This is a genomic window from Pseudomonas orientalis (assembly GCF_001439815.1).
GTDB lineage: Bacteria > Pseudomonadota > Gammaproteobacteria > Pseudomonadales > Pseudomonadaceae > Aquipseudomonas > Aquipseudomonas orientalis.
Genome location: NZ_JYLM01000009.1, coordinates 236,844 through 255,740 on the forward strand (window position 1 = coordinate 236,844; position 18,897 = coordinate 255,740).

Below are 18,897 nucleotides of genomic sequence, written 5' to 3' on the forward strand. Positions count from 1 at the left end.
TGATATGACTCCAGGCTGGATTACCACAACGCTGCTGGACAACGACGCCGCCGGCGGCTGGGCCGTGGCCCGCAGCCGCGATGGCTTTTTGCAGGATGCCAACGGGCCGCTGTTCCCTCGCGAATGGCTCAAGCGCCAGGACCTTTCCATATTTGCAGAACACGGCATCGGGCATCTCGATGGCGAGCCGGTGTACCTGCTGGAAGTCAATGGTGCCGGCGAAGTTCCGGGTTGCAGTTGGCAGGGCCTGCGCGGCTTCATGCTGCAAGGCGATCACACCCTGTACAAAGTGCTGGGCTATGCCGCGCAGATCGGCACCTGGGCGCGGGAGCATCGCTTCTGCGGCAGTTGCGGCCAGGCCATGGTCCAGGTGCCACGGGAGCGGGCGATGTACTGCCAGCCCTGCGACCTGCGCAGCTACCCACGGATTTCGCCGAGCATGATCGTGCTGGTGACCCGTGGCGATGAGATTCTGCTGGCGCGCTCACCACGCTTTGTCACCGGGGTCTACAGCACCCTGGCCGGCTTTGCCGAGCCGGGTGAGTCGGCTGAAGACTGCCTGATCCGCGAAGTGCGCGAGGAAGTGCAGGTAGAGGTGAAGAACCTGCAGTACATGGGCAGCCAGTGCTGGCCGTTCCCGCATTCGATGATGCTGGGCTTCCATGCCGAGTATGCCGGTGGCGACATCGTGCCCCAGGCCGACGAAATCGAGGACGCGCAGTGGTTCAATATTCACGACCTGCCGCCGCTGCCGGCGTCACGCTCGATTGCGCGTTACCTGATCGACCTCTATGTGGCCCGTCGCCTAGGCCACGCTGAACCAGTGCTGCCAGGCTAGGCGCACGGTCAGACCGAGCACCACGGTGATGAACACCGGGCGGATGAACTTGGCGCCGCCGCTGATGGCGCTGCGTGCGCCAAAGAACGCGCCGCCCATCACTGAGATGCCCATCGCCAGGCCGACGATCCAGTCCACCGAGCCGTTGATGATGAAAACGCTCAGCGCCGCCGCGTTGCTGACGAAGTTCATGCTGCGCGCCACGCCGCTGGCCTTCACCAGGTCGATCGGGTGCAGCAGCATCGTGCTCACGGTCCAGAACGCGCCGGTGCCGGGCCCGGCCACGCCATCGTAGAAGCCCAGGCCGAAGCCCTGGGTGGCCTGCCATTTCTTCTTGATCGGTGCCTCGGCGTCCAGCGGCGCCTTGGGCGTGCCGCCGAACAGCAGGTACACCCCGCAGGCGAACACGATCACCGGCAGCATCTTGTTCAGGGTTTCAGCGGGCAAATAGTGCGCAACCACGGCGCCGGCCAGCGCGCCGACCAACGTACCGACGATGGCGTGCACCCATTGGCGCGGGTGGAACAGCTTGCGGCGGTAGAAGGTAAAGCTGGCGGTAGCTGAGCCAAAGGTGGAACTGAGCTTGTTGGTGCCCAGCACCAGGTGCGGTGGCATGCCGGCGGTGAGCAGGGCAGGAGTGGTGAGCAGGCCGCCGCCGCCGGCGATGGCGTCGATGAAACCGGCAATAAAGGCCACGACGGCGAGAATGGCGAGGGTGGTCAGGTCAACGCTGAGTTCGAAGGGCATGGGCAGGGCTTATTGTTGGCGGGGCTGCTGGGAAGGCCGCCATCTTACCCCCAGGATGTACGCAGAACCAAATGTGGGAGGGGCGGTGCGACGATTCGACTTGCCCCCGATAGCGGTGTGTCAGTGACAGATAAGCTGACTGATCCACCGCCATCGGGGGCAAGCCCCCTCCCACATTTTGATCCTGGGTGCTGGGTTATTTATGGGTGCCCAACCACTCCAGCGCCGTGCGCCAGATGCAAATGCCCAGAAAGTACGCCGACATCAGCGACCACAGCCCGAACGTCCACGGGTTGGTGTTCGGATAATCCACCACCATCAGGAAGCTGCACAGCAACCAGATCGTGGTCACCGCGATATTGAGCGGCATGAAGCGCTTGACCCGGAACGGGTGCAGGAACTTCATTGGCGTCACGGTCAGCAGCGCCAGGCCGATCACGGTCAGCAGGGTGACCCAGGCGTCCGGCTGGATGATGTACACGCACAAGGCCACCACGTTCCAGGCCGCCGGGAAGCCGACGAAATAGTTGTCCTTGCTCTTCATGTTCACGTTGCAGAAGCAGAACAGCGACGACACCAGGATCACCGACACCGCAAACAGGTGGGTAAATTCCGGCAGGTCGATATAGCGGTAGATAAACAGCGCCGGGATGAACACGTAGGTGAGGTAATCGATCACCAGGTCCAATACCGAGCCGTCAAAGCTGGGCAAGACCGTACTGACGTTGACCCGTCGCGCCAGGGAGCCGTCGACGCCATCGACCACCAGGGCCAGGCCCAGCCACAGCAGGCAGGCCTTGGGCGAGTTTTCCAGCAGTGCCAGGGTCGCCAGGAATGCCAATACCACGCCCGTGGCGGTGAAGCCGTGGGCGCCCCAGGCTTTGATTCTGGCTACATGCAGGGTCGATATCACGGGCGGTTCTCCAAAGGGTCAAACGGGGCAGCCGACAGCGTAACGCCGTCGAGTCTGGCCGGGGAATGCAGGTATCGACCGGGAAGGCGGGGATAAGGTTCACCACCCGGCGTATGGCTTAGCGTAGCAAGCGTAGGAAGTTTCAGCATCACCCCTGGCGAAACACCAGGGCTTTCAAACCACTTTGCGGGTCGATATCCGGAAATTCCGGCGGGTTTTCCAAGCGCTCGATAAAGCGCAGGTCCGGTGCCTCGCGGGTGACGCCGTCGATCAGGAAGTCTGCGCCGAAGGCCGGATCGTTCATGCACGCCAGCACCGTGCCCTGGGCCGTGAGCAAATCCGGCAGGCGACGCAATACGCGCTGGTAGTCCTTGGTCAGCAGGAAGCTGCCTTTCTGGAAGGAGGGCGGGTCAATGATCACCAGGTCATAGGGGCCGCCATGGGTGACCTTGGCCCAGGACTTGAACAGGTCGTGGCCCAGAAAGGTGACCTTGCCCAGGTCGTGACCATTGAGGCGATGGTTGTCACGGCCACGGCTCAGGGCGCCACGGGCCATGTCCAGGTTCACCACATGCTCGGCGCCGCCTTCGATAGCGGCCACGGAAAACCCGCAGGTGTAGGCAAACAGGTTAAGCACGCGCAGGCCGTTGGCCTGCTCGCGCACCCAGTCGCGGCCGTAGCGCATGTCGAGGAACAGGCCGCTGTTCTGCTTTTTACCCAGGTCGATCAGGTAGCGCAGGCCGCCTTCGGTAATGGTCAACTCGTCGACGGGGTCACCGACCAGCCACTCGGTGGTGCTTTGCGGCAGGTAGCGGTGCTGCAGCGCTACGGCCCGTGCGCCAAAGCCGGCCCAGTCCATCTGCAGCAATTGCTGCTTCAAGGCCTGCAAATGCTCGGTTTCCTTGAACAGCGCCACCAGCACCACGCCTTGCAGCCAGTCCACTGTCAGTTGCTCAAGGCCCGGCCAGCAGCGGCCACGGCCATGGAACAGGCGCCGGGTTTCAGCGGGCGGGCTGGCCAGGGCGGTGAGCAGATGGGCGTGCAGGGTGGCGAGTGCGTCTGGGGTCATCGTTGAGCGTCAGTCGTTGAGCGGGCGGCATTTTAAACACAATTGCGCGTCAGAGCGTGGCGATCAGGGCTGGGCCAAAGGTTTCGCGCAGAAAAACCGGGGCAATGTAGCGCTCGTAATGGGCCTCGGACAGCAGGAAAAATTCGCGGTCAATCGCATCGCGCAAGTCCGTGAGCGGGCGCTCACGAAATTCCGGTAGCAACGCCAGCCCATAGGCGTCCAGTTTGGACATCACCCGAGCCCCCCGGGCAATCAACTGGTACGCCCAGCAGTAGGGCGACTGTTGCGGCATGAAGCGAATCTTGCGGTCTTCCAGTTGCTGGCGCAGGCGTTGCGGGTCGAAGACTTCCAGCTTGCTGCTCATGACCTGCACCAGCAGCTGCTCCAGGCGCAGCCATACCGCGTGCTTTTCCTCGGCGCTATAGCCGTTCCACTGGATCACTTCATGGTGATAACGCTTGCAGCCCCGGCAGACCAGGTCACCGTAGACGGTGGAACACAGGCCTATACACGGCGTTTTGATGGTTTGATTGGGCATAAAAGGCAATTTGCAAAGTTTATGGAACACCGCGTTCCCAATATGGGAGGAAGCTTGCTCCCGATAGCGGTCGTTCAGTTAAAGCACCTGTGACTGATACACCGCTATCGGGGGCAAGCCCCCTCCCACATTTGGATTTGTGCAGTCAATCAATCCCAGCTCAGAGCGCCGCCGGTCTGGTACTCGATTACGCGGGTTTCGAAGAAATTCTTCTCTTTCTTCAAATCCATGATCTCGCTCATCCAAGGGAACGGGTTGGTGGTGCCTGGATACTCTTCCTTCAACCCAATCTGCGACAAACGACGGTTAGCGATGAACTTGAGGTAATCCTCCATCATCGCCGCATTCATCCCCAACACCCCACGCGGCATGGTATCCCGCGCGTATTCAATCTCCAGCTGCGTCCCCTGCAGAATCATCTGGGTCGCTTCTTCCTTCATCTCGGCATCCCACAAATGCGGGTTTTCGATTTTGATCTGGTTGATCACATCGATCCCGAAGTTCAGGTGCATCGACTCATCGCGCAGGATGTACTGGAACTGTTCGGCCACGCCGGTCATTTTGTTGCGGCGGCCCATGGACAAAATCTGGGTGAAGCCGCAATAGAAGAAAATGCCTTCCAGCACGCAGTAGTAGGCGACCAGGTTGCGCAGCAACTCTTTGTCGGTGTCGACAGTGCCGGTTTCGAACTTCGGATCGGAGATCGAGCGGGTGTACTTCAGGCCCCAGGCGGCTTTTTTAGCGACCGATGGGATCTCGTGGTACATGTTGAAGATCTCGCCTTCATCCATGGCCAGGGATTCGATGCAGTACTGGTAGGCGTGGGTGTGGATCGCTTCTTCGAAGGCCTGGCGCAGGATGTACTGGCGGCACTCCGGGTTGGTGATCAGGCGGTAGACGGCCAGCACCAGGTTGTTCGCGACCAGCGAATCGGCGGTGGAGAAGAAGCCGAGGTTGCGCATGACGATGCGGCGTTCGTCGTCGGTCAGGCCTTCGGGGTTTTTCCACAGGGCGATGTCGGCGGTCATGTTGACCTCTTGCGGCATCCAGTGGTTGGCGCAGCCGTCGAGGTATTTCTGCCAGGCCCAGTCGTACTTGAAGGGCACGAGCTGGTTGAGGTCGGCGCGGCAGTTGATCATGCGCTTTTCGTCGACGGCGACGCGGGCGGAAGCGCCCTCGAGTTCGGCGAGGCCTTCGGCGACGTCGAGTTTGTCCAGCTCGGCCTTGGCGCGCGCGATGGCGGCGGAGTCATTGGCGGTAACGGCGCGGGCTTCGATGGCGGCGGCAGCGCCGGCGCCGTCGAGGCGGTCCATGTTGGCTTCGGTGGCGTGGCCGGCGTTGGCGCCTCTGACTACCGCTGCAACGCTGTCTTCGTTGTCGACTTCATCCCAACTCAGCATTGAAAATACTCCTTCCAGATCTGTTCTGACGGTGTGTGGACCCGTCCAAAAAATAGGCGGTTTGCAGGCTTCAGGCATTGAAATACTGCGCAGAGTGTGGTCGGAAAATACCGATACTGCACACTATGTAGTGGTATGTTCTGTTTGTGGGCACACTATATGGTGTGTAACAGGGCAGGTCAACGCGCAAGAAGATCGTCCGAATGTTTAAACGTTGCGTTGAAAAGATCGTGGTATAGCGGCGCAACATTAAATAGAATGAATCTCATTTGAGACTCAGTCGCGCCGTGCAGGTCGCTAGCCATGAATGATGCTGTTATACCGACCCATGCCCCCGAGCTGAGCGTGTCGAGCCTGTACCGCGACCATCACAGCTGGCTGGAAAGCTGGCTGCGCCGGCGTTTGGGCAATGCCTGGGATGCTGCGGACCTGAGCCAGGATACCTTCCTGCGCGTGCTTGCCAGCGCACAGCCGATCGGGCAGATGCAGGAGCCGCGGGCGTATCTGGTGACGGTCGGCAAGCGCCTGCTGGTAAATTTCCATCAGCGGCGCAGCCTCGAACAGGCTTACCTGAATGCCTTGGCAAGCCTGCCGCAGGCCTGCGTGCCTTCGCCCGAGCAGCGCTGGCTGTTGCTGGAAACCTTGCACGCTCTGGACGACCTGCTTGATGGGTTACCGGTGCCGGTGCGCCGCGCCTTTCTGTGGAGCCAGCTGGAAGGCCTGGGCTATCGGGAGATCGCCGCACGCCTGGATGTTTGCGAGCGCACGGTGAAACGCTACATGGCCCAGGCCTACGAACACTGCCTGCTGGTGAGCCTGTGAACCGCGACGTCGCCCGCGCCGCCGCCCGGTGGCTGGCGCTGCTGGAGTCAGGCACGGCCACCGAGCGCGATCACGCCGCGCTGCAGCACTGGCGTGACAGCCATCCGCAGCACGAACAGACCTGGCAAAGCGCGCAGGCCCTGCGCCAGCGCTTCAGCGACTTACCCCAGGCCCTGGCGATGGCCAGCCTCGATCGCCCGCAACCCGCACGGCGTGCGGTGCTCAAGCGCGCGCTGGGCGTTGCGGCACTGCTGCCGACAGCCTGGCTGCTCAGCCGGCAACTGCCCATCGAGACCTGGCGCGCCGATCTGCACACGGCCACGGGGGAGCGCAAGCGCATGGCATTGGCTGACGGCGCCAGCGTGCAACTCAATACCGCGACGGCGGTGGATGTGGAACCGGCGCAGCGGCGGATCACCCTGGTCGAGGGTGAGCTGGCATTGAATGTACCCGCAGCGGCGGCGATGAGCGTACAGACGCGTTACGGCGAGCTGACGGTCAGCCAGGCGCAGGTGTGCGTTCGGCAACTGGTCAGCGGTTGCCTGGTGTCGGTGCTCAAGGGTTCAGTCCGGGTCCGCGACCTGGACGGGCGAACGGCTACCTTGCAAGAAGGGCAGCAAGCGCCGTTGAAAAGCAACGGACTCGGCGCCCGGGTGGCGTTCGATGCGCTGCAACTGGGCTGGCGCGACGGTGTACTGACCGCGCAGAACCAGGCGCTGGGGGACTTTCTGCGGGAATTGGCGCGCTATCGGCCAGGCGTGCTGCGCTGGGACCCGCACCTGGAAACGCTGCGGGTCACCGGCAGTTTTCGCCTGGACGACACCGATCGCATCCTCGACTTGCTGGCCTCCAGCCTGGGGTTGCGTGTACAGGCGCGAACCCGGTACTGGGTCACGCTTTCTTGAAACACTGGGATGAGCAGCGCTTTTTATATATCCTTATCGAATAAATAAAGAGTTATATATTCCTTTTATTGTTCTGTTGCATGGCGCATTTTGAGGGCCTGCGCATTCGTGCGGATTGACTCAACAGCCAAAAGGAAAGCCGACATGACCATCAAAGCGATCAACGTGCGCAACCAGTTCAAAGGCACAATCAAGGAAATCCTGCTGGGTGAAGTGGTGTCGGAAATCGACGTGCAAACCGCGTCCGGCATTGTCACTTCGGTCATCACCACCCGCTCGGTGCGTGACCTGGAGTTGAAAGTGGGCAGTGAAGTGATTGCCTTTGTGAAGTCCACTGAAGTATCCATCGCCAAACTTTAAAAAGCGTCAGGCGGGCGCTCTCAATCGACGCGATCAAATACTCTGGCGATGTCTTCGCGGCTCAGTACTCCTTTACCGGTGCCGTCGAGCAATTTGAATGTGCCATCGGCATTGATCGTGATGCCGGCGGAACTGGCCAGGGTCACTGCTGCGCCGGAGCGGCCATTGAGCAGGTCGCGCAGCGGCTGTTCGCCGTGCAGGTTTTGCCCGATGGTCGTTGCCATGCCTTGCAGGGAACTCGAATTGACCCCGCCTACCAGGATGACATGGCTGTTCTTGTCCAACGATGCCTGCAGTCTGTGCATCAATGTTCGCGTATCGCTATTTCCAGGGTTCAGGCCCAGTTCCAGGTTGCTGCCAGTCAGGTGCATCAGAGTGCGGTTCTGGTAGGTCGATCCGTTCCAGCCAGTGAGCACCGCCAACGCCGAGCAGTCTGACAAACTTCGGGTAGCGAGCGCATCATGACCTTTACTCAGGGAGACTGACTGGCCCATTTCAACCTCCACCGTTTTGATGTCGGCACGCAAGCCGGGTGGGTTCGCCAGTGGGTGTTTCAATCCCGCAAGGCGCATTGGCCGCTGAGTGCCACGGGTGTCAGCAGTATCTCGAACCGAGGCGACCGATGCAGGTTCGCGCGGTGCATGGTTCGGTTTGAATGATTCCATGACCGGCACAGGACCGATAGTTGCAGGAGGTGTCGACAACATAGGGCGCAAAGCTCCGAGAAGGTTTCAGCAGCACAAGGAGACTCCCTTGAGTGTTGAAAAAGCCTTCTGCGGTTCCAGTCCCCATTCAGCGGTTTTTCAAGCTGCGCTCCATGCGTTGCAGGCCTTCTTCCAGCATCGCTCGAGGGCAACCGAAGTTCAGGCGCACGAACTGCTGACTGTCATCGCCAAACTCGATCCCGGCGCTCAGTCCGACCTTGGCCTGCTCCAGGAAAAACTGCTGCGGGTCATCCAGGCCCAAGGCGCTGCAATCGAGCCAGGCCAGGAATGTACCTTCTGGCGCATGCATCACCACGCCGGGCAGGCGAGTTTGCACGGCATTGAGCAGGTAGTCGCGGTTGGCTTGCAGGTAGTGCACCAGCGCCTCGAGCCAGTCGCCGCATTCGCTGTAGGCGGCGCGGGTGGCTTCCAGGCCCAGGGGGCTGACGCTGTCGACCATGCCGCAACGGGCCTGGTTGAAACGTTCGCGAATCGCGGCGTTCTGGATCACCGCGAAACAGGTCTTCAGGCCGGCCACGTTGAAGGCCTTGCTGGCCGACATCAGCGTGATGGTGCGCTGCGCAATCTCGGGGCTGAGGCTGGCTGTGGGAATATGGCGACGGCCGTCAAAGCACAGCTCGGCGTGGATTTCATCGGAGATGATCAGCGTGTCATTTTCCATGCATGTCTGCGCGATCGCCAACAGCTCTTCACGGGGGAATACCTTGCCGATCGGGTTGTGCGGGTTGCTCAGCAGCAGCGCGCCGGCACCGCTCAAGGCATCGCGCATGGCCGCCAGTGGCGTGCGGTATTGGCCATCAACCCGCTCGAACGGCACTTCGATGCGCGGCAGGTTCCAGTGGCCGGGCGCGAGGCGGATGGGGCGATAGTTGGGCGTTTGCAGCACCACCGGCTGGCCCGGCTGGACGAACGCGTGCAACGCCATATTGAAACCCGGCTCGACGCCGGGCAGGAACAACAGCTCATCCGGTTCCACACGCCAGGCGTACTTGGCCCACAGGTCGGCGATGATCGCCTCGCGCACATCCGGGCCGGCGACACTGTAGCCGAGAATCTGCTGGTCGAGCCGCGCATGCAGGGCTTCAAGCACGGCGGGTGGGGCGGCGATGTCCATGTCGGCGATCCACATCGGCAACACGTCTTGCGGGTAGCGGTTCCACTTGGTGCTGCCGGTGCCGAGGCGTGGGTGGATCGTGTCGAAATCAAAGCTCATGGGGCGGCTCGTATCAGGGGGCGGATAAAGAGTGGCGCTGATTCTAGCGCCATTCGTTTCATAGGCCAGTGCTGAATAATCCGGACCACCGTTCCATCACCGACAAGCTCTGTCATAAAAACGCCATGGCGCTGGGGATCGCAACAGGGAAGGGCTATTTTGGTGCATCTCAATAACCCGAGTAGTCACGGATGAAATACCAAGTTTTCTACCGCAGCTTGATTGCCACTGCCCTGGTGTTGACGGTCAGTGGCGTGCACGCCGCCTCCCAGGCCCCGGTGGCCGGGGAAAATGGCATGGTGGTCACGGCCCAGCATTTGGCGACGCAGGTGGGCGTGGATGTGCTCAAGGCCGGCGGCAATGCGGTGGATGCGGCCGTTGCAGTCGGTTACGCGCTGGCGGTGGTGTACCCGGCGGCGGGCAATCTGGGCGGTGGCGGTTTCATGACCGTGCAGCTGGCGGACGGGCGCAAGACGTTCCTCGATTTCCGTGAAAAGGCCCCGTTGGCGGCGACGGCCAATATGTACCTGGACAAAGACGGCAACGTCATCGACGGCCTGAGCGCCAAGGGGCACCTGGCCGTCGGCGTGCCTGGCACTGTTTCCGGTATGGAGCTGGCCCTGAACAAATACGGCACGTTGAAGCGCGCCCAGGTCATCGCCCCGGCGATCAAGCTGGCCGAACACGGCTTTGCCCTGGAGCAGGGCGACATCGACCTGCTGCACACCGCCACCGGTGAGTTTGAAAAAGATCAGGACCTGCGCGCGATCTTCCTGCACAACGGCCAACCGCTGCAGGTCGGCCAGACGCTGGTGCAGAAGGACCTTGCCAGGACCCTCAAGGAAATCTCCGCCAAGGGCAGCGATGGCTTCTATAAAGGGTGGGTCGCCAAGGCCCTGGTCGACTCCAGCCAGGCCGGCAAGGGGCTGATCACCCAGGCTGACCTGGACAGATACACAACCCGCGAACTGGCGCCCATCGAGTGCGACTACCGTGGCTACCATGTGGTCTCGGCGCCGCCGCCAAGCTCCGGTGGCGTGGTGATCTGCCAGATCATGAATATCCTCGAGGGCTACCCGATGGCGGACCTGGGCTATCACTCGGCCCAGGGCTTGCATTATCAGATCGAAGCGATGCGCCATGCGTATGTGGACCGCAACAGCTACCTCGGCGACCCGGATTTCGTGAAGAACCCGATCGCGCATCTGCTGGATAAAAACTACGCGGCGAAACTGCGCGACGCGATCGAGCCGCACAAGGCCGGGGATTCCCAGGCGATCAAGCCGGGGGTATCGCCCCATGAAGGCAATAACACCACTCACTATTCGATTGTCGACACCTGGGGCAACGCGGTTTCCGTCACCTACACCCTCAACGACTGGTTTGGCGCGGGCGTGATGGCAAGCAAGACCGGGGTGATCCTCAACGATGAAATGGACGACTTCACGGTCAAGGTCGGCGTGCCGAACATGTACGGGCTGGTCCAGGGCGAAGCCAATGCCATTGCGCCGGGCAAGGCGCCGTTGTCGTCGATGAGCCCGACCATCGTGACCAAGGATGGCAAGGCGGTCATGGTGGTGGGGACGCCGGGTGGCAGCCGCATCATCACCGCGACCTTGCTGACCATCCTGAATGTCATCGACTACAAGATGAACATCCAGGAGGCCGTGGACGCACCGCGTTTCCACCAGCAGTGGATGCCGCAGGCCACCAACCTGGAAACCTTTGCGGTCAGCCCGGATACGCGCAAGATCCTCGAAAGCTGGGGCCATACGTTCGCCGGTCCTCAGGATGCCAACCACGTGGCCGCCATCCTGGTGGGCGCTCCGGCCCTGGATGGCAAGCCGGTGGGCAACAACCGCTTCTATGGCGCCAATGACCCACGTCGCAATACCGGCCTGTCGTTGGGGTACTGACACCCGACGCGCTCGCGATTGAACATCCGCGACCTTTCCGGGCTCTACCCCAAGAGCCCTGAAAGGACCCCATCCCATGAAAGCGCTGAAAATCGCCACCTTCAATATCAACGGCATTCGTGCCCGCCTGCCCAACCTGCTGCACTGGCTGGCCCGTGAGCAGCCGGACATTGTCTGCCTGCAAGAGCTCAAGGCGCCGGAAAGCCTGTTTCCCTATGCCGATTTCGAAGCGGCCGGCTACGGCGCGATTTGCCTGGGCCAGGCCTCCTGGAACGGGGTGGCGATTCTGGCCAGGGACGCGCAGCCGCTGGAAAGCCGGCGCGGCTTGCCGGGTGACGACAGCGACGCTCAAAGCCGCTACATCGAAGCGGCCGTGCATGGCGTGTTGGTCGGCTGTTTGTACCTGCCCAATGGCAACCCGCAACCCGGGCCGAAATTCGATTACAAACTGGCCTGGTTCGAACGCCTGATCGACTATGCCCGGGCGCTGCAGGCCAGTGATCATCCGGTGCTGCTGGCCGGGGATTTCAACGTGGTGCCCACCGACCTGGACATCTACAACCCGCGCTCCTGGCTCAAGGATGCGTTGCTGCAACCCGAGAGCCGCGCCTGCTACCAACGCCTGCTGGAACAGGGCTGGACCGACGCATTGCGGCATTTGTACCCCGAAGAGCGGGTGTATACGTTCTGGGACTATTTCCGCCAGCACTGGCAGAAGAATTCAGGCCTGCGCATCGACCATCTGTTGCTCAACCCCGCGCTCAAGCCCTATCTGAAGAATGCCGGCGTCGATGCCTGGGTGCGCAACGAGGCGCATGCCAGTGACCATGCGCCCACTTGGATTGAGATCGGCACGCGCAAAAAACGTTAATCGGTCGTAACAGACGCGAGCAGGCGCTCGACGGCAGCAAACGCTGCTTCCCGGCGCGCTTGCCAATCCCCCCTGATCACCTCCACAGGCTGGTGATGCGCGTGCATCCAGTCCAGGCTGGCCTGGAAGAACGCCCGGCGGTCCGCCAGTTGCGGTTGGCAGCGCTGGCCGTCGGCGCTCCATTCCACGTCTTCCGGAGACAGCAGCAGATGCAGGTCGTAGTGACGGGCCAGCAGTTCGCTGTCGAGCCAGCCTGGGTAGTCGCCAAACAGCGTCTGGCTCCAGAGCCTGTTGGTCAGCAGGTGAGTGTCGAGGATCAGCAGCGCCGGGCGCCCCGCTCGCGCCGCATCCTCCCAGGCCAACTGGCCCCGGGCGATCGCGGGGATATCCGCCAGGCAGGTATCGCGTTGATGCTCGTCGATGAAATGGCGCACGTATTCACCCACCATCAGCCCGCCGAAGTGCGCATGCAGCTCAGCCGCCAGCCAGCTTTTACCGCTCGACTCAGGCCCTGCCAGTACCACCACCTTCATGGGTGCAACGCCGGGTCGGCGCGCCATTCACGCCAGCCCTGCACGGCGATCATCGTGAACAGTGCATACAGCACGGCGGTGAGGTAGAGGCCTTTGTAGAGGAACAGTCCGACGAAAATCACGTCCAGCGCGATCCACAGCGGCCAGCATTGCACGCGCTTTTGCGCCATCCACAGCTGCGCCACCAGGCTGAAGCCGGTGAGGGCCGCGTCGAGCCAGGGCTGGGCGGCATCGGTCCAGTGGGCCATGGCGGCGCCGAGCAACAGGCTGCCGACAGCGCCCACGGCCAGGCCGCCCATGACCGCCGGCATGCCCAGGCGGGTGACCTGGCGCCCCTGCCTGACCGTGCCGGCGCGGGTCCACTGCCACCAGCCATAAAGTTGCAGGACGGCATACACCCCTTGCAGCAGCATGTCCGAGTAGAGTTTTACGTCGTAGAACACCCACGTATAGAGCAGCACCATCACCAGGCCGATGGGCCAGCACCAGGGGTTCTGCTTGACCGTCAGCCATACGGCGATCACCCCCAGTGCGGCGGCGAACAATTCAAGCCCGGACATGGCGGTTCCTTGGGGAGTGGGAGAGGGCGGTGATTGTACCCAGAGGTGGACGATCCTCAAAACACAGCAGGTAAATCTGGGAGGGGGCAAGCCCTGGCTTTTTGTAGGAGCGAGCTTGCTCGCGAAAAACTCACAGGCACCGCGTTCATTCAGGAAGCACGCGTTATCGTTGACGTTTTTCGCGAGCAAGCTCGCTCCTACAGGTTAGGGCTTGCCCCGTCCCACAATTTAACCCAAGGCTAGATTCGGAACTGACGCAACAACCCGTCAAGCTGCTCGCTCAAACCACGCAACTGCGCGCTGGCGACGCTCGACTGCTCAGCCGCCAGCGCGGTGCTGTGGGACAGCCCGGCCGCCTGGGTGACGTTCTGGTTGATGTCTTCCACCACATGGGCCTGTTGCAGGGTGGCGCTGGCAATCGAGGCATTCAGGCCGTTGAGATTTTGCAGCGCCTGGCCAATGGCATTCAGGCTCGCCCCGGCCAGGCCGGCTTGCTCGATGGTCAGCTGCGAGGCGCTGTGGCTGTCGCTGATCACCTTCACCGCCGCTTCCGAATGCCCTTGCAGGCGCTCGATCATCGCCTGGATTTCAGCCGTGGATTTCTGCGTGCGCTGGGCCAGCAACCGGACCTCATCGGCCACCACCGCAAACCCACGGCCCTGCTCACCGGCGCGCGCGGCTTCGATGGCGGCGTTGAGGGCGAGCAGATTCGTCTGGTCGGCAATCGAGCGAATCACTTCCAGCACACCGCCGATCTGGGTGCTTTCGCTGGACAGGGTGCGGATCACCTCCACGGCCTGGCTGATGGTGCCCGAAAGCTGGTCGATCTGCTGCAAACTGCTGTCGATGTTGACCTGGCCTTGCTGCGCCTGGGCCTGGGCATCGCGCATTTCGCTGGCGGCGTGCTCGGCATTCTTGGCCACATCCTGCACGCCATAGGTGACTTCATTGATGGCGGTGGCCACCAGTTCCATCTGTTGCGATTGCTGCTGGCTGCGGTCGTGGGCCTGGCTGGCGTTGTGGCCCAACTCGCTCGACGACTCGCCCAAGGCGTTGGCGCACACCTGCAATTGCCCGACCACCTGGCGCAATTTGGCGGTGAAAGTATTGAAATGCTGCGAGAGCTGGGTGACCTCGTCGCGCCCGTGAGTATCGAGGCTGCGGGTCAGGTCGCTTTCGCCGCTGGCGATGTTGGCCATGGCATTCACCGCAGCCTGCAATGGCTGCACGATACTGCGCGCGATCAACAGCACCAGCAGGGTCATGACCAGTGCAATGGCCAGGCCGATAGCGGAGGCTTTCCACACCTGGCCTGTGAACTCGGCCTGCACGTCGTCCACATAGACACCCGAGCCGATGATCCAGCCCCAGGGTTCGAACAGCTGGATGTACGAGGTTTTCTGCACCGGCGCATCGGCTCCCGGCTTCGGCCAGCGGTAATTGACGATGCCGGCGCCCTTGGCCTTGGCCAGGCTCACGAATTCATTGAACACCGCAAACCCGTCCGGATCGCGGATCGCCGAGAGGTTCTGGCCGTCCAGCTTGGGGTTGGCCGCGTGCATGATCATCACGGGGGTGAGGTCGTTGATCCAGAAGTAGTCATCGTGGTCGTAGCGCAGGCCGCGCACCGCGCTCAGGGCTTGTTGCTGCGCCGCTTCACGGGTGAGTGCCCCGGTCTTTTCCAGGTTCTGGTAGTAGCCGAGCACGCCGCTGGCGGTTTGCACCACGTGCTGGGTCTGCTGGCGCTTGGCCTGGTAGAGATCGTCATGGATCTGTTTGAGCATCAAGGCGCCCAAGGTCAGCAGCATCAGCACGGCGACTATCAGGATCAGCCAGAGGCGTCGGCTGATCGACATATTGCGCAAACTGTTCATCGTCCTGTCACTCCGTGCCTTTTATAATTGTGGGTGTTGCATCGACTTTTGCGGCTTGTCTGATAGGCTTTCGGCCCGATATCGAAAAACCTGAGTACTGCCTGATTTTTCACGGAATTTTTGCAGTCCGGCATTGAGAATCAACGCCGGGCGCAGCAGTGCGCTCGTGGTCAGTGAACTTTAAAAAACACTAAGAGGCACGCCAGGCGCGTGACCTTTGGAGAAAGCATGGATTTTTGGACCGCCATACAGGCACTGATTCTTGGCGTAGTCGAGGGGCTGACGGAGTTTCTGCCGATCTCCAGCACCGGCCACCAGATTATCGTCGCCGACCTGATCAACTTCGGCGGCGAGCGTTTCGAGGCATTCAATATCATTATCCAGCTGGGCGCGATCCTCGCCGTGGTCTGGGAGTTTCGCCGCAAGATCCTCGACGTGGTCATCGGCCTGCCGACCCAGCGCAATGCCCAGCGTTTCACCGTGAACCTGATCATCGCGGTGTTGCCGGCGGTGGTGCTGGGGGTGATTTTCGCTGACCTGATCAAGCATTACCTGTTCAACCCGATCACCGTGGCCACGGCCCTGGTGGTGGGCGGTGTGATCATGTTGTGGGCCGAACGCCGCCAACATGCCGTTCATGCCGAAAGCGTCGACGAGATCACCTGGAAGGACGCGCTCAAGGTCGGCATGGCCCAGTGCCTGGCCATGATCCCGGGCACTTCACGCTCCGGTGCGACGATCATCGGCGGCCTGTTGTTCGGCCTGTCGCGCAAGACCGCGACCGAGTTTTCGTTCTTCCTGGCCATGCCGACCATGGTGGGGGCCGCGCTGTACTCGGGCTACAAATACCGCGACCTGTTCCAGCCGGCGGACCTGCCGGTATTCGCGATTGGCTTTGTCACCTCGTTCATCTTCGCGATGATCGCGGTCAAGGGCCTGCTCAAATTCATCGCCAACCACAGCTACGCGGCCTTTGCCTGGTACCGCATCGCGTTCGGCCTGGTGATCCTGGCGACCTGGCAATTCGGCTGGATCGACTGGACCGCCGTCAAGCCATGAACATTCAGCACCTACGCCTGAAAGCGCTGTTTTTTGTCCTGCTGTGCGCCGCGCCGCTGCTGGGGGCGGCACTGCTGTGGCATCGTGGCGAGACGGTCATCCCGTTGGTGGCTTATGGGGTGGTCAGCGTGATGGCGTTCTTTCTGTACTGGAGCGACAAGCGCAAGGCGCAGACAGAGGGCCGACGCATCCCGGAAAACATCCTGCACGCCGTCGAACTGGCGGGCGGCTGGCCGGGCGCGTTGATCGCGCAGCAGGTGTTCCGGCATAAGACGCGCAAGGTGTCCTACCAGGTGCTGTTCTGGATCATTGTGCTGCTGCACCAGGTGTTCTGGCTGGACCAGCTGTTTCTCGGCGGCACGCTACTCTCGATCCTCTAGCCAAAGCCCGACTTGTGCGCGCCTGGGCAGCTTGCTCACCACCAATTGGTGCGAGCGCTGCAACAGGCCACGCAGTTCCTCGGGCCCGAGCGGGTAGGGCGTGTTCATGATGATCCACTGCGCGCGTGCCAGGTAGGGCGCGGGGTGAATGCCCGGGCGGTCGACGTGGCCGAGGAACAGCGCCTTGTCGACCTTGAACGCCAATGAATCGCCGCGCAGGTTCTGCAACGCGAACATCTTGTTGCCGGCAATCGAGAACACCCGCACGCCACCCCATTTGTAGTCCTCGCGCGCGCCCGGCAGGCTCAGGCAGAACGCTGCGACCTGTGCTTCGGTCATGCTCATAACAGACGGTCTCCACAGCCTTTGAAGCCTTCTTCCATATAGTCGATCCAGGCGCGGATCGCCGGCAGCACGCCGCGCCGGTGCGGGTACACGGCCTGCAGCCAGCCGCCGGGCAATGACCATTGCGGCAACAGTTGCACCAGTCGGCCGCTGGCCAGCTCCTCTTCGCAATACATCATCGGCAGCACGGTGAAGCCCACGCCCATGAGGGCGCTGGTCTTGCGTACGATAAAGTCTTCGATACCCAGGCGAGCCTCCATGACCAGCTCATGGGCGTTGCCCTGCGGGTCGATGATGCGCTGGTGCACCATGCGGTCGGCCTCGAGTGCGCCCATGATCGGCAATTGCCTGAGGTCTTCCAGGGTGTCTACCCGTCGGTCACGCAGGAGAGCCGGGCTGGCCACCAGCACAGTTTGCGCCTGGCGCAAGCGTTTGGTGACCAGCAGCGGGTCTTCGTCGCCCAGTTCACGCACGCGCAACGCCACGTCGATGCCTTCGGCCACCAGGTCGACGCGACGGTTCACCAAGGTCATGTCGAGCTGCACCAACGGGTGCGCGGCGAGAAATCCGGCCACCAGTTCCGGCAGGATCTGCTGGGCCAGCCCGACCGGGCACGTGACCCGCAGGCGCCCGCGGGGCTCTGTGGACATGCTTGCCACGGCCTCATCGGCCATCTCCGCCTCCAGCAGCATTGCCTGGCAGTGGCGCAGGTAGCGTTCGCCGACGGCGGTCAGGGTCAGTTGCCGCGTGGTGCGTTGCAACAGGCGTGCGCCCAGGCGCTCTTCCAGCTCGGCAATGCGCCGCGACAGTCGCGATTTGGGAATCCCCAAGAGGCGCCCGGCGGCGGCGAAACCGCCGGCTTCGACGACTTTGGCGAAATAGTAGAGGTCGTTGAGGTCTTGCATGCTCAGCCTATTGTCCTGTCAGTGGGACAATCTATCGCATTGCAGGTGGCTTATCGACCATTGGTTGGGTGCGTAGCATCACCACCATCTGATCGCCCCTGTCGATCCCACCTCGGAGATCCACCATGAAACTCTTGCATATCGATTCCAGCATCCTCGGCGACAACTCGGCGTCCCGTCAGCTCAGCGCTGGCGTGGTCAAGGCATGGCAAGCCGCCGAGCCGGGCGTGGAAGTGACTTACCGTGACCTGGCCAGCGAAGGGATCAAGCACTTCTCCGGCGCGACCCTGGGCGCCTTGGGCACCGCCGCCGAACTGCGCGATGCCGCGCAAAAGCAGGAAGCCGAACTGAGCGCATCGTCGCTGGCTGAGTTCCTCGCCGCCGATGCTGTGGTGGTGGGTGCGCCGATGTACAACTTCACCATCCCGACCCAACTCAAAGCCTGGATCGACCGTATCGCCGTTGCCGGCCAGACCTTCCGCTACACCGAAGCCGGCCCTGAAGGCCTGTGCGGCAACAAGAAAGTCATCATCGTTTCCACCGCTGGCGGCCTGCATGCCGGCCAGGCATCCGGTGCCGCCCATGAAGGCTACTTGAAGCTGCTGTTTGGCTTCCTTGGCATCACCGATATCGAAATCGTACGCGCCGAAGGTCTGGCCTATGGCGACGAAGTACGCAGCAAAGCGTTGAGCGACGCCAACGTGCTGATCAGCGAGCAATTGTTCGCCGCTGCGTAAGGCTTATGTAAATGTTCGCCTCGCCCGGTTTCAATCTGAAACCAGGCGCCTAAACTCTGTATTCTGATCGCCTGAGCGCGAGCGGAGTACGGAGTTTTCCACGTTATGGCCCAGGTTATGCAAAGTTGGGCTCAATACCCGGGAATTTTTAGACGGCCTGCCGGTTCTCATGCAGCAAAGGTGGACA

At 61.9% G+C, this 18,897-nt stretch carries 21 protein-coding genes; 9 read left to right on the top strand and 12 right to left on the bottom strand.

The window, feature by feature from the left end; all coding sequences use genetic code 11:
* Positions 1 to 4 precede the first annotated feature (4 nt).
* Entirely contained in the window at positions 5 to 838 is an 834-nt protein-coding gene (gene nudC, locus TU82_RS21555; protein WP_057725241.1) for an NAD(+) diphosphatase, read from the top strand.
* Here nudC and TU82_RS21560 read toward each other — a convergent pair.
* From TU82_RS21560 to TU82_RS21580, 5 genes are all read right to left on the bottom strand, one after another.
* Positions 806 to 1,585, bottom strand: coding sequence for a TSUP family transporter (locus TU82_RS21560; RefSeq protein WP_057725242.1), 780 nt, complete (start codon positions 1,583 to 1,585; stop codon positions 806 to 808). The genes nudC and TU82_RS21560 overlap by 33 nt on opposite strands.
* 196 nt (positions 1,586 to 1,781) lie before the next feature.
* On the bottom strand, positions 1,782 to 2,498 hold the full coding sequence (gene pcsA / locus TU82_RS21565; protein WP_057725243.1) for a phosphatidylcholine synthase: 717 nt from the start codon (positions 2,496 to 2,498) through the stop codon (positions 1,782 to 1,784).
* Positions 2,499 to 2,646: 148 nt separating this feature from the next.
* On the bottom strand, positions 2,647 to 3,567 hold the full coding sequence (locus tag TU82_RS21570) for a class I SAM-dependent methyltransferase (protein ID WP_057725244.1): 921 nt from the start codon (positions 3,565 to 3,567) through the stop codon (positions 2,647 to 2,649).
* 49 nt (positions 3,568 to 3,616) lie between these two features.
* Positions 3,617 to 4,105, bottom strand: coding sequence for a DUF1289 domain-containing protein (locus TU82_RS21575; RefSeq protein ID WP_057725245.1), 489 nt, complete (start codon positions 4,103 to 4,105; stop codon positions 3,617 to 3,619).
* 149 nt (positions 4,106 to 4,254) lie between these two features.
* Entirely contained in the window at positions 4,255 to 5,505 is a 1,251-nt protein-coding gene (locus TU82_RS21580) for a ribonucleotide-diphosphate reductase subunit beta (RefSeq protein WP_057725246.1), read from the bottom strand.
* A 303-nt stretch (positions 5,506 to 5,808) separates the two neighbouring features.
* On the opposite strand from TU82_RS21580, the gene TU82_RS21585 reads away from it, so the two are divergent.
* From TU82_RS21585 to TU82_RS21595, 3 genes are all read left to right on the top strand, one after another.
* Positions 5,809 to 6,327, top strand: coding sequence for a sigma-70 family RNA polymerase sigma factor (locus tag TU82_RS21585; RefSeq protein ID WP_057725247.1), 519 nt, complete (start codon positions 5,809 to 5,811; stop codon positions 6,325 to 6,327).
* Complete coding sequence (locus TU82_RS21590; protein WP_057725248.1) at positions 6,324 to 7,232, top strand: FecR domain-containing protein; 909 nt, start codon at positions 6,324 to 6,326, stop codon at positions 7,230 to 7,232. Before TU82_RS21585 ends, TU82_RS21590 begins: the two co-directional genes overlap by 4 nt.
* A gap of 144 nt (positions 7,233 to 7,376) precedes the next feature.
* Positions 7,377 to 7,592, top strand: a complete 216-nt coding sequence (locus TU82_RS21595; protein ID WP_057725249.1) for a TOBE domain-containing protein — start codon at positions 7,377 to 7,379, stop codon at positions 7,590 to 7,592.
* Between the two features lie 20 nt (positions 7,593 to 7,612).
* Here TU82_RS21595 and TU82_RS28735 read toward each other — a convergent pair whose 3' ends face one another.
* Both TU82_RS28735 and TU82_RS21605 read right to left on the bottom strand, forming a co-directional pair.
* Complete coding sequence (locus TU82_RS28735; RefSeq protein WP_162276147.1) at positions 7,613 to 8,086, bottom strand: hypothetical protein; 474 nt, start codon at positions 8,084 to 8,086, stop codon at positions 7,613 to 7,615.
* Between the two features lie 298 nt (positions 8,087 to 8,384).
* Positions 8,385 to 9,530 carry a MalY/PatB family protein gene (locus TU82_RS21605; RefSeq protein WP_057725251.1) on the bottom strand — a complete coding sequence of 382 codons (1,146 nt, stop codon included), beginning with the start codon at positions 9,528 to 9,530 and terminating at the stop codon, positions 8,385 to 8,387.
* Between the two features lie 191 nt (positions 9,531 to 9,721).
* Here TU82_RS21605 and ggt point away from each other — a divergent pair, with 191 nt between their 5' ends.
* Together ggt and xth are read left to right on the top strand one after the other, a co-directional pair.
* A complete protein-coding gene (ggt, locus tag TU82_RS21610; protein ID WP_057725252.1) occupies positions 9,722 to 11,446 on the top strand; it encodes a gamma-glutamyltransferase in 1,725 nt (574 codons plus the stop codon).
* Positions 11,447 to 11,522: 76 nt separating this feature from the next.
* Positions 11,523 to 12,317, top strand: coding sequence for an exodeoxyribonuclease III (xth, locus tag TU82_RS21615; protein WP_057725253.1), 795 nt, complete (start codon positions 11,523 to 11,525; stop codon positions 12,315 to 12,317).
* On the opposite strand, the gene TU82_RS21620 is transcribed toward xth, so the two are convergent.
* The 3 genes from TU82_RS21620 to TU82_RS21630 form a co-directional block, all read right to left on the bottom strand.
* Positions 12,314 to 12,850, bottom strand: a complete 537-nt coding sequence (locus tag TU82_RS21620; RefSeq protein WP_057725254.1) for an AAA family ATPase — start codon at positions 12,848 to 12,850, stop codon at positions 12,314 to 12,316. The genes xth and TU82_RS21620 overlap by 4 nt on opposite strands.
* Positions 12,847 to 13,410 carry a nicotinamide riboside transporter PnuC gene (gene pnuC, locus TU82_RS21625; RefSeq protein ID WP_057725255.1) on the bottom strand — a complete coding sequence of 188 codons (564 nt, stop codon included), beginning with the start codon at positions 13,408 to 13,410 and terminating at the stop codon, positions 12,847 to 12,849. Before pnuC ends, TU82_RS21620 begins: the two co-directional genes overlap by 4 nt.
* 239 nt (positions 13,411 to 13,649) lie before the next feature.
* A complete protein-coding gene (locus tag TU82_RS21630) occupies positions 13,650 to 15,284 on the bottom strand; it encodes a methyl-accepting chemotaxis protein (RefSeq protein ID WP_057725256.1) in 1,635 nt (544 codons plus the stop codon).
* A gap of 228 nt (positions 15,285 to 15,512) precedes the next feature.
* On the opposite strand from TU82_RS21630, the gene TU82_RS21635 reads away from it, so the two are divergent.
* The gene (locus TU82_RS21635) at positions 15,513 to 16,343 is read left to right on the top strand and encodes an undecaprenyl-diphosphate phosphatase (protein ID WP_057725257.1); all 831 of its coding nucleotides are present in this window, start codon (positions 15,513 to 15,515) and stop codon (positions 16,341 to 16,343) included.
* Positions 16,340 to 16,723 (top strand): DUF1294 domain-containing protein, encoded by a 384-nt coding sequence (locus TU82_RS21640; RefSeq protein WP_057725258.1) that lies wholly within the window; start codon positions 16,340 to 16,342, stop codon positions 16,721 to 16,723. Before TU82_RS21635 ends, TU82_RS21640 begins: the two co-directional genes overlap by 4 nt.
* On the opposite strand, the gene TU82_RS21645 is transcribed toward TU82_RS21640, so the two are convergent.
* On the bottom strand, positions 16,706 to 17,068 hold the full coding sequence (locus tag TU82_RS21645; RefSeq protein ID WP_057725259.1) for an MmcQ/YjbR family DNA-binding protein: 363 nt from the start codon (positions 17,066 to 17,068) through the stop codon (positions 16,706 to 16,708). The two genes, TU82_RS21640 and TU82_RS21645, sit on opposite strands and share 18 nt — an antisense overlap.
* Entirely contained in the window at positions 17,065 to 17,973 is a 909-nt protein-coding gene (locus TU82_RS21650; protein ID WP_057725260.1) for a LysR substrate-binding domain-containing protein, read from the bottom strand. Before TU82_RS21650 ends, TU82_RS21645 begins: the two co-directional genes overlap by 4 nt.
* 125 nt (positions 17,974 to 18,098) lie before the next feature.
* Here TU82_RS21650 and TU82_RS21655 point away from each other — a divergent pair, with 125 nt between their 5' ends.
* A complete protein-coding gene (locus TU82_RS21655; RefSeq protein ID WP_057725261.1) occupies positions 18,099 to 18,710 on the top strand; it encodes an FMN-dependent NADH-azoreductase in 612 nt (203 codons plus the stop codon).
* The last annotated feature ends 187 nt before the right edge of the window (positions 18,711 to 18,897 follow it).

Coding starts and splice junctions, on each gene's coding strand:
- TU82_RS21650 (WP_057725260.1), bottom strand. CDS start 17,973: ATGCAAGACCTCAACGACCTCTACTATTTCGCCAAAGTCGTCGAAGCC.
- TU82_RS21630 (WP_057725256.1), bottom strand. CDS start 15,284: ATGAACAGTTTGCGCAATATGTCGATCAGCCGACGCCTCTGGCTGATC.
- TU82_RS21595 (WP_057725249.1), top strand. CDS start 7,377: ATGACCATCAAAGCGATCAACGTGCGCAACCAGTTCAAAGGCACAATC.
- TU82_RS21575 (WP_057725245.1), bottom strand. CDS start 4,105: ATGCCCAATCAAACCATCAAAACGCCGTGTATAGGCCTGTGTTCCACC.
- TU82_RS28735 (WP_162276147.1), bottom strand. CDS start 8,086: ATGGGCCAGTCAGTCTCCCTGAGTAAAGGTCATGATGCGCTCGCTACC.
- TU82_RS21645 (WP_057725259.1), bottom strand. CDS start 17,068: ATGAGCATGACCGAAGCACAGGTCGCAGCGTTCTGCCTGAGCCTGCCG.
- nudC (WP_057725241.1), top strand. CDS start 5: ATGACTCCAGGCTGGATTACCACAACGCTGCTGGACAACGACGCCGCC.
- TU82_RS21655 (WP_057725261.1), top strand. CDS start 18,099: ATGAAACTCTTGCATATCGATTCCAGCATCCTCGGCGACAACTCGGCG.
- TU82_RS21585 (WP_057725247.1), top strand. CDS start 5,809: ATGAATGATGCTGTTATACCGACCCATGCCCCCGAGCTGAGCGTGTCG.
- TU82_RS21560 (WP_057725242.1), bottom strand. CDS start 1,585: ATGCCCTTCGAACTCAGCGTTGACCTGACCACCCTCGCCATTCTCGCC.
- xth (WP_057725253.1), top strand. CDS start 11,523: ATGAAAGCGCTGAAAATCGCCACCTTCAATATCAACGGCATTCGTGCC.
- TU82_RS21620 (WP_057725254.1), bottom strand. CDS start 12,850: ATGAAGGTGGTGGTACTGGCAGGGCCTGAGTCGAGCGGTAAAAGCTGG.
- TU82_RS21580 (WP_057725246.1), bottom strand. CDS start 5,505: ATGCTGAGTTGGGATGAAGTCGACAACGAAGACAGCGTTGCAGCGGTA.
- TU82_RS21635 (WP_057725257.1), top strand. CDS start 15,513: ATGGATTTTTGGACCGCCATACAGGCACTGATTCTTGGCGTAGTCGAG.
- ggt (WP_057725252.1), top strand. CDS start 9,722: ATGAAATACCAAGTTTTCTACCGCAGCTTGATTGCCACTGCCCTGGTG.
- pnuC (WP_057725255.1), bottom strand. CDS start 13,410: ATGTCCGGGCTTGAATTGTTCGCCGCCGCACTGGGGGTGATCGCCGTA.
- TU82_RS21605 (WP_057725251.1), bottom strand. CDS start 9,530: ATGAGCTTTGATTTCGACACGATCCACCCACGCCTCGGCACCGGCAGC.
- TU82_RS21570 (WP_057725244.1), bottom strand. CDS start 3,567: ATGACCCCAGACGCACTCGCCACCCTGCACGCCCATCTGCTCACCGCC.
- TU82_RS21640 (WP_057725258.1), top strand. CDS start 16,340: ATGAACATTCAGCACCTACGCCTGAAAGCGCTGTTTTTTGTCCTGCTG.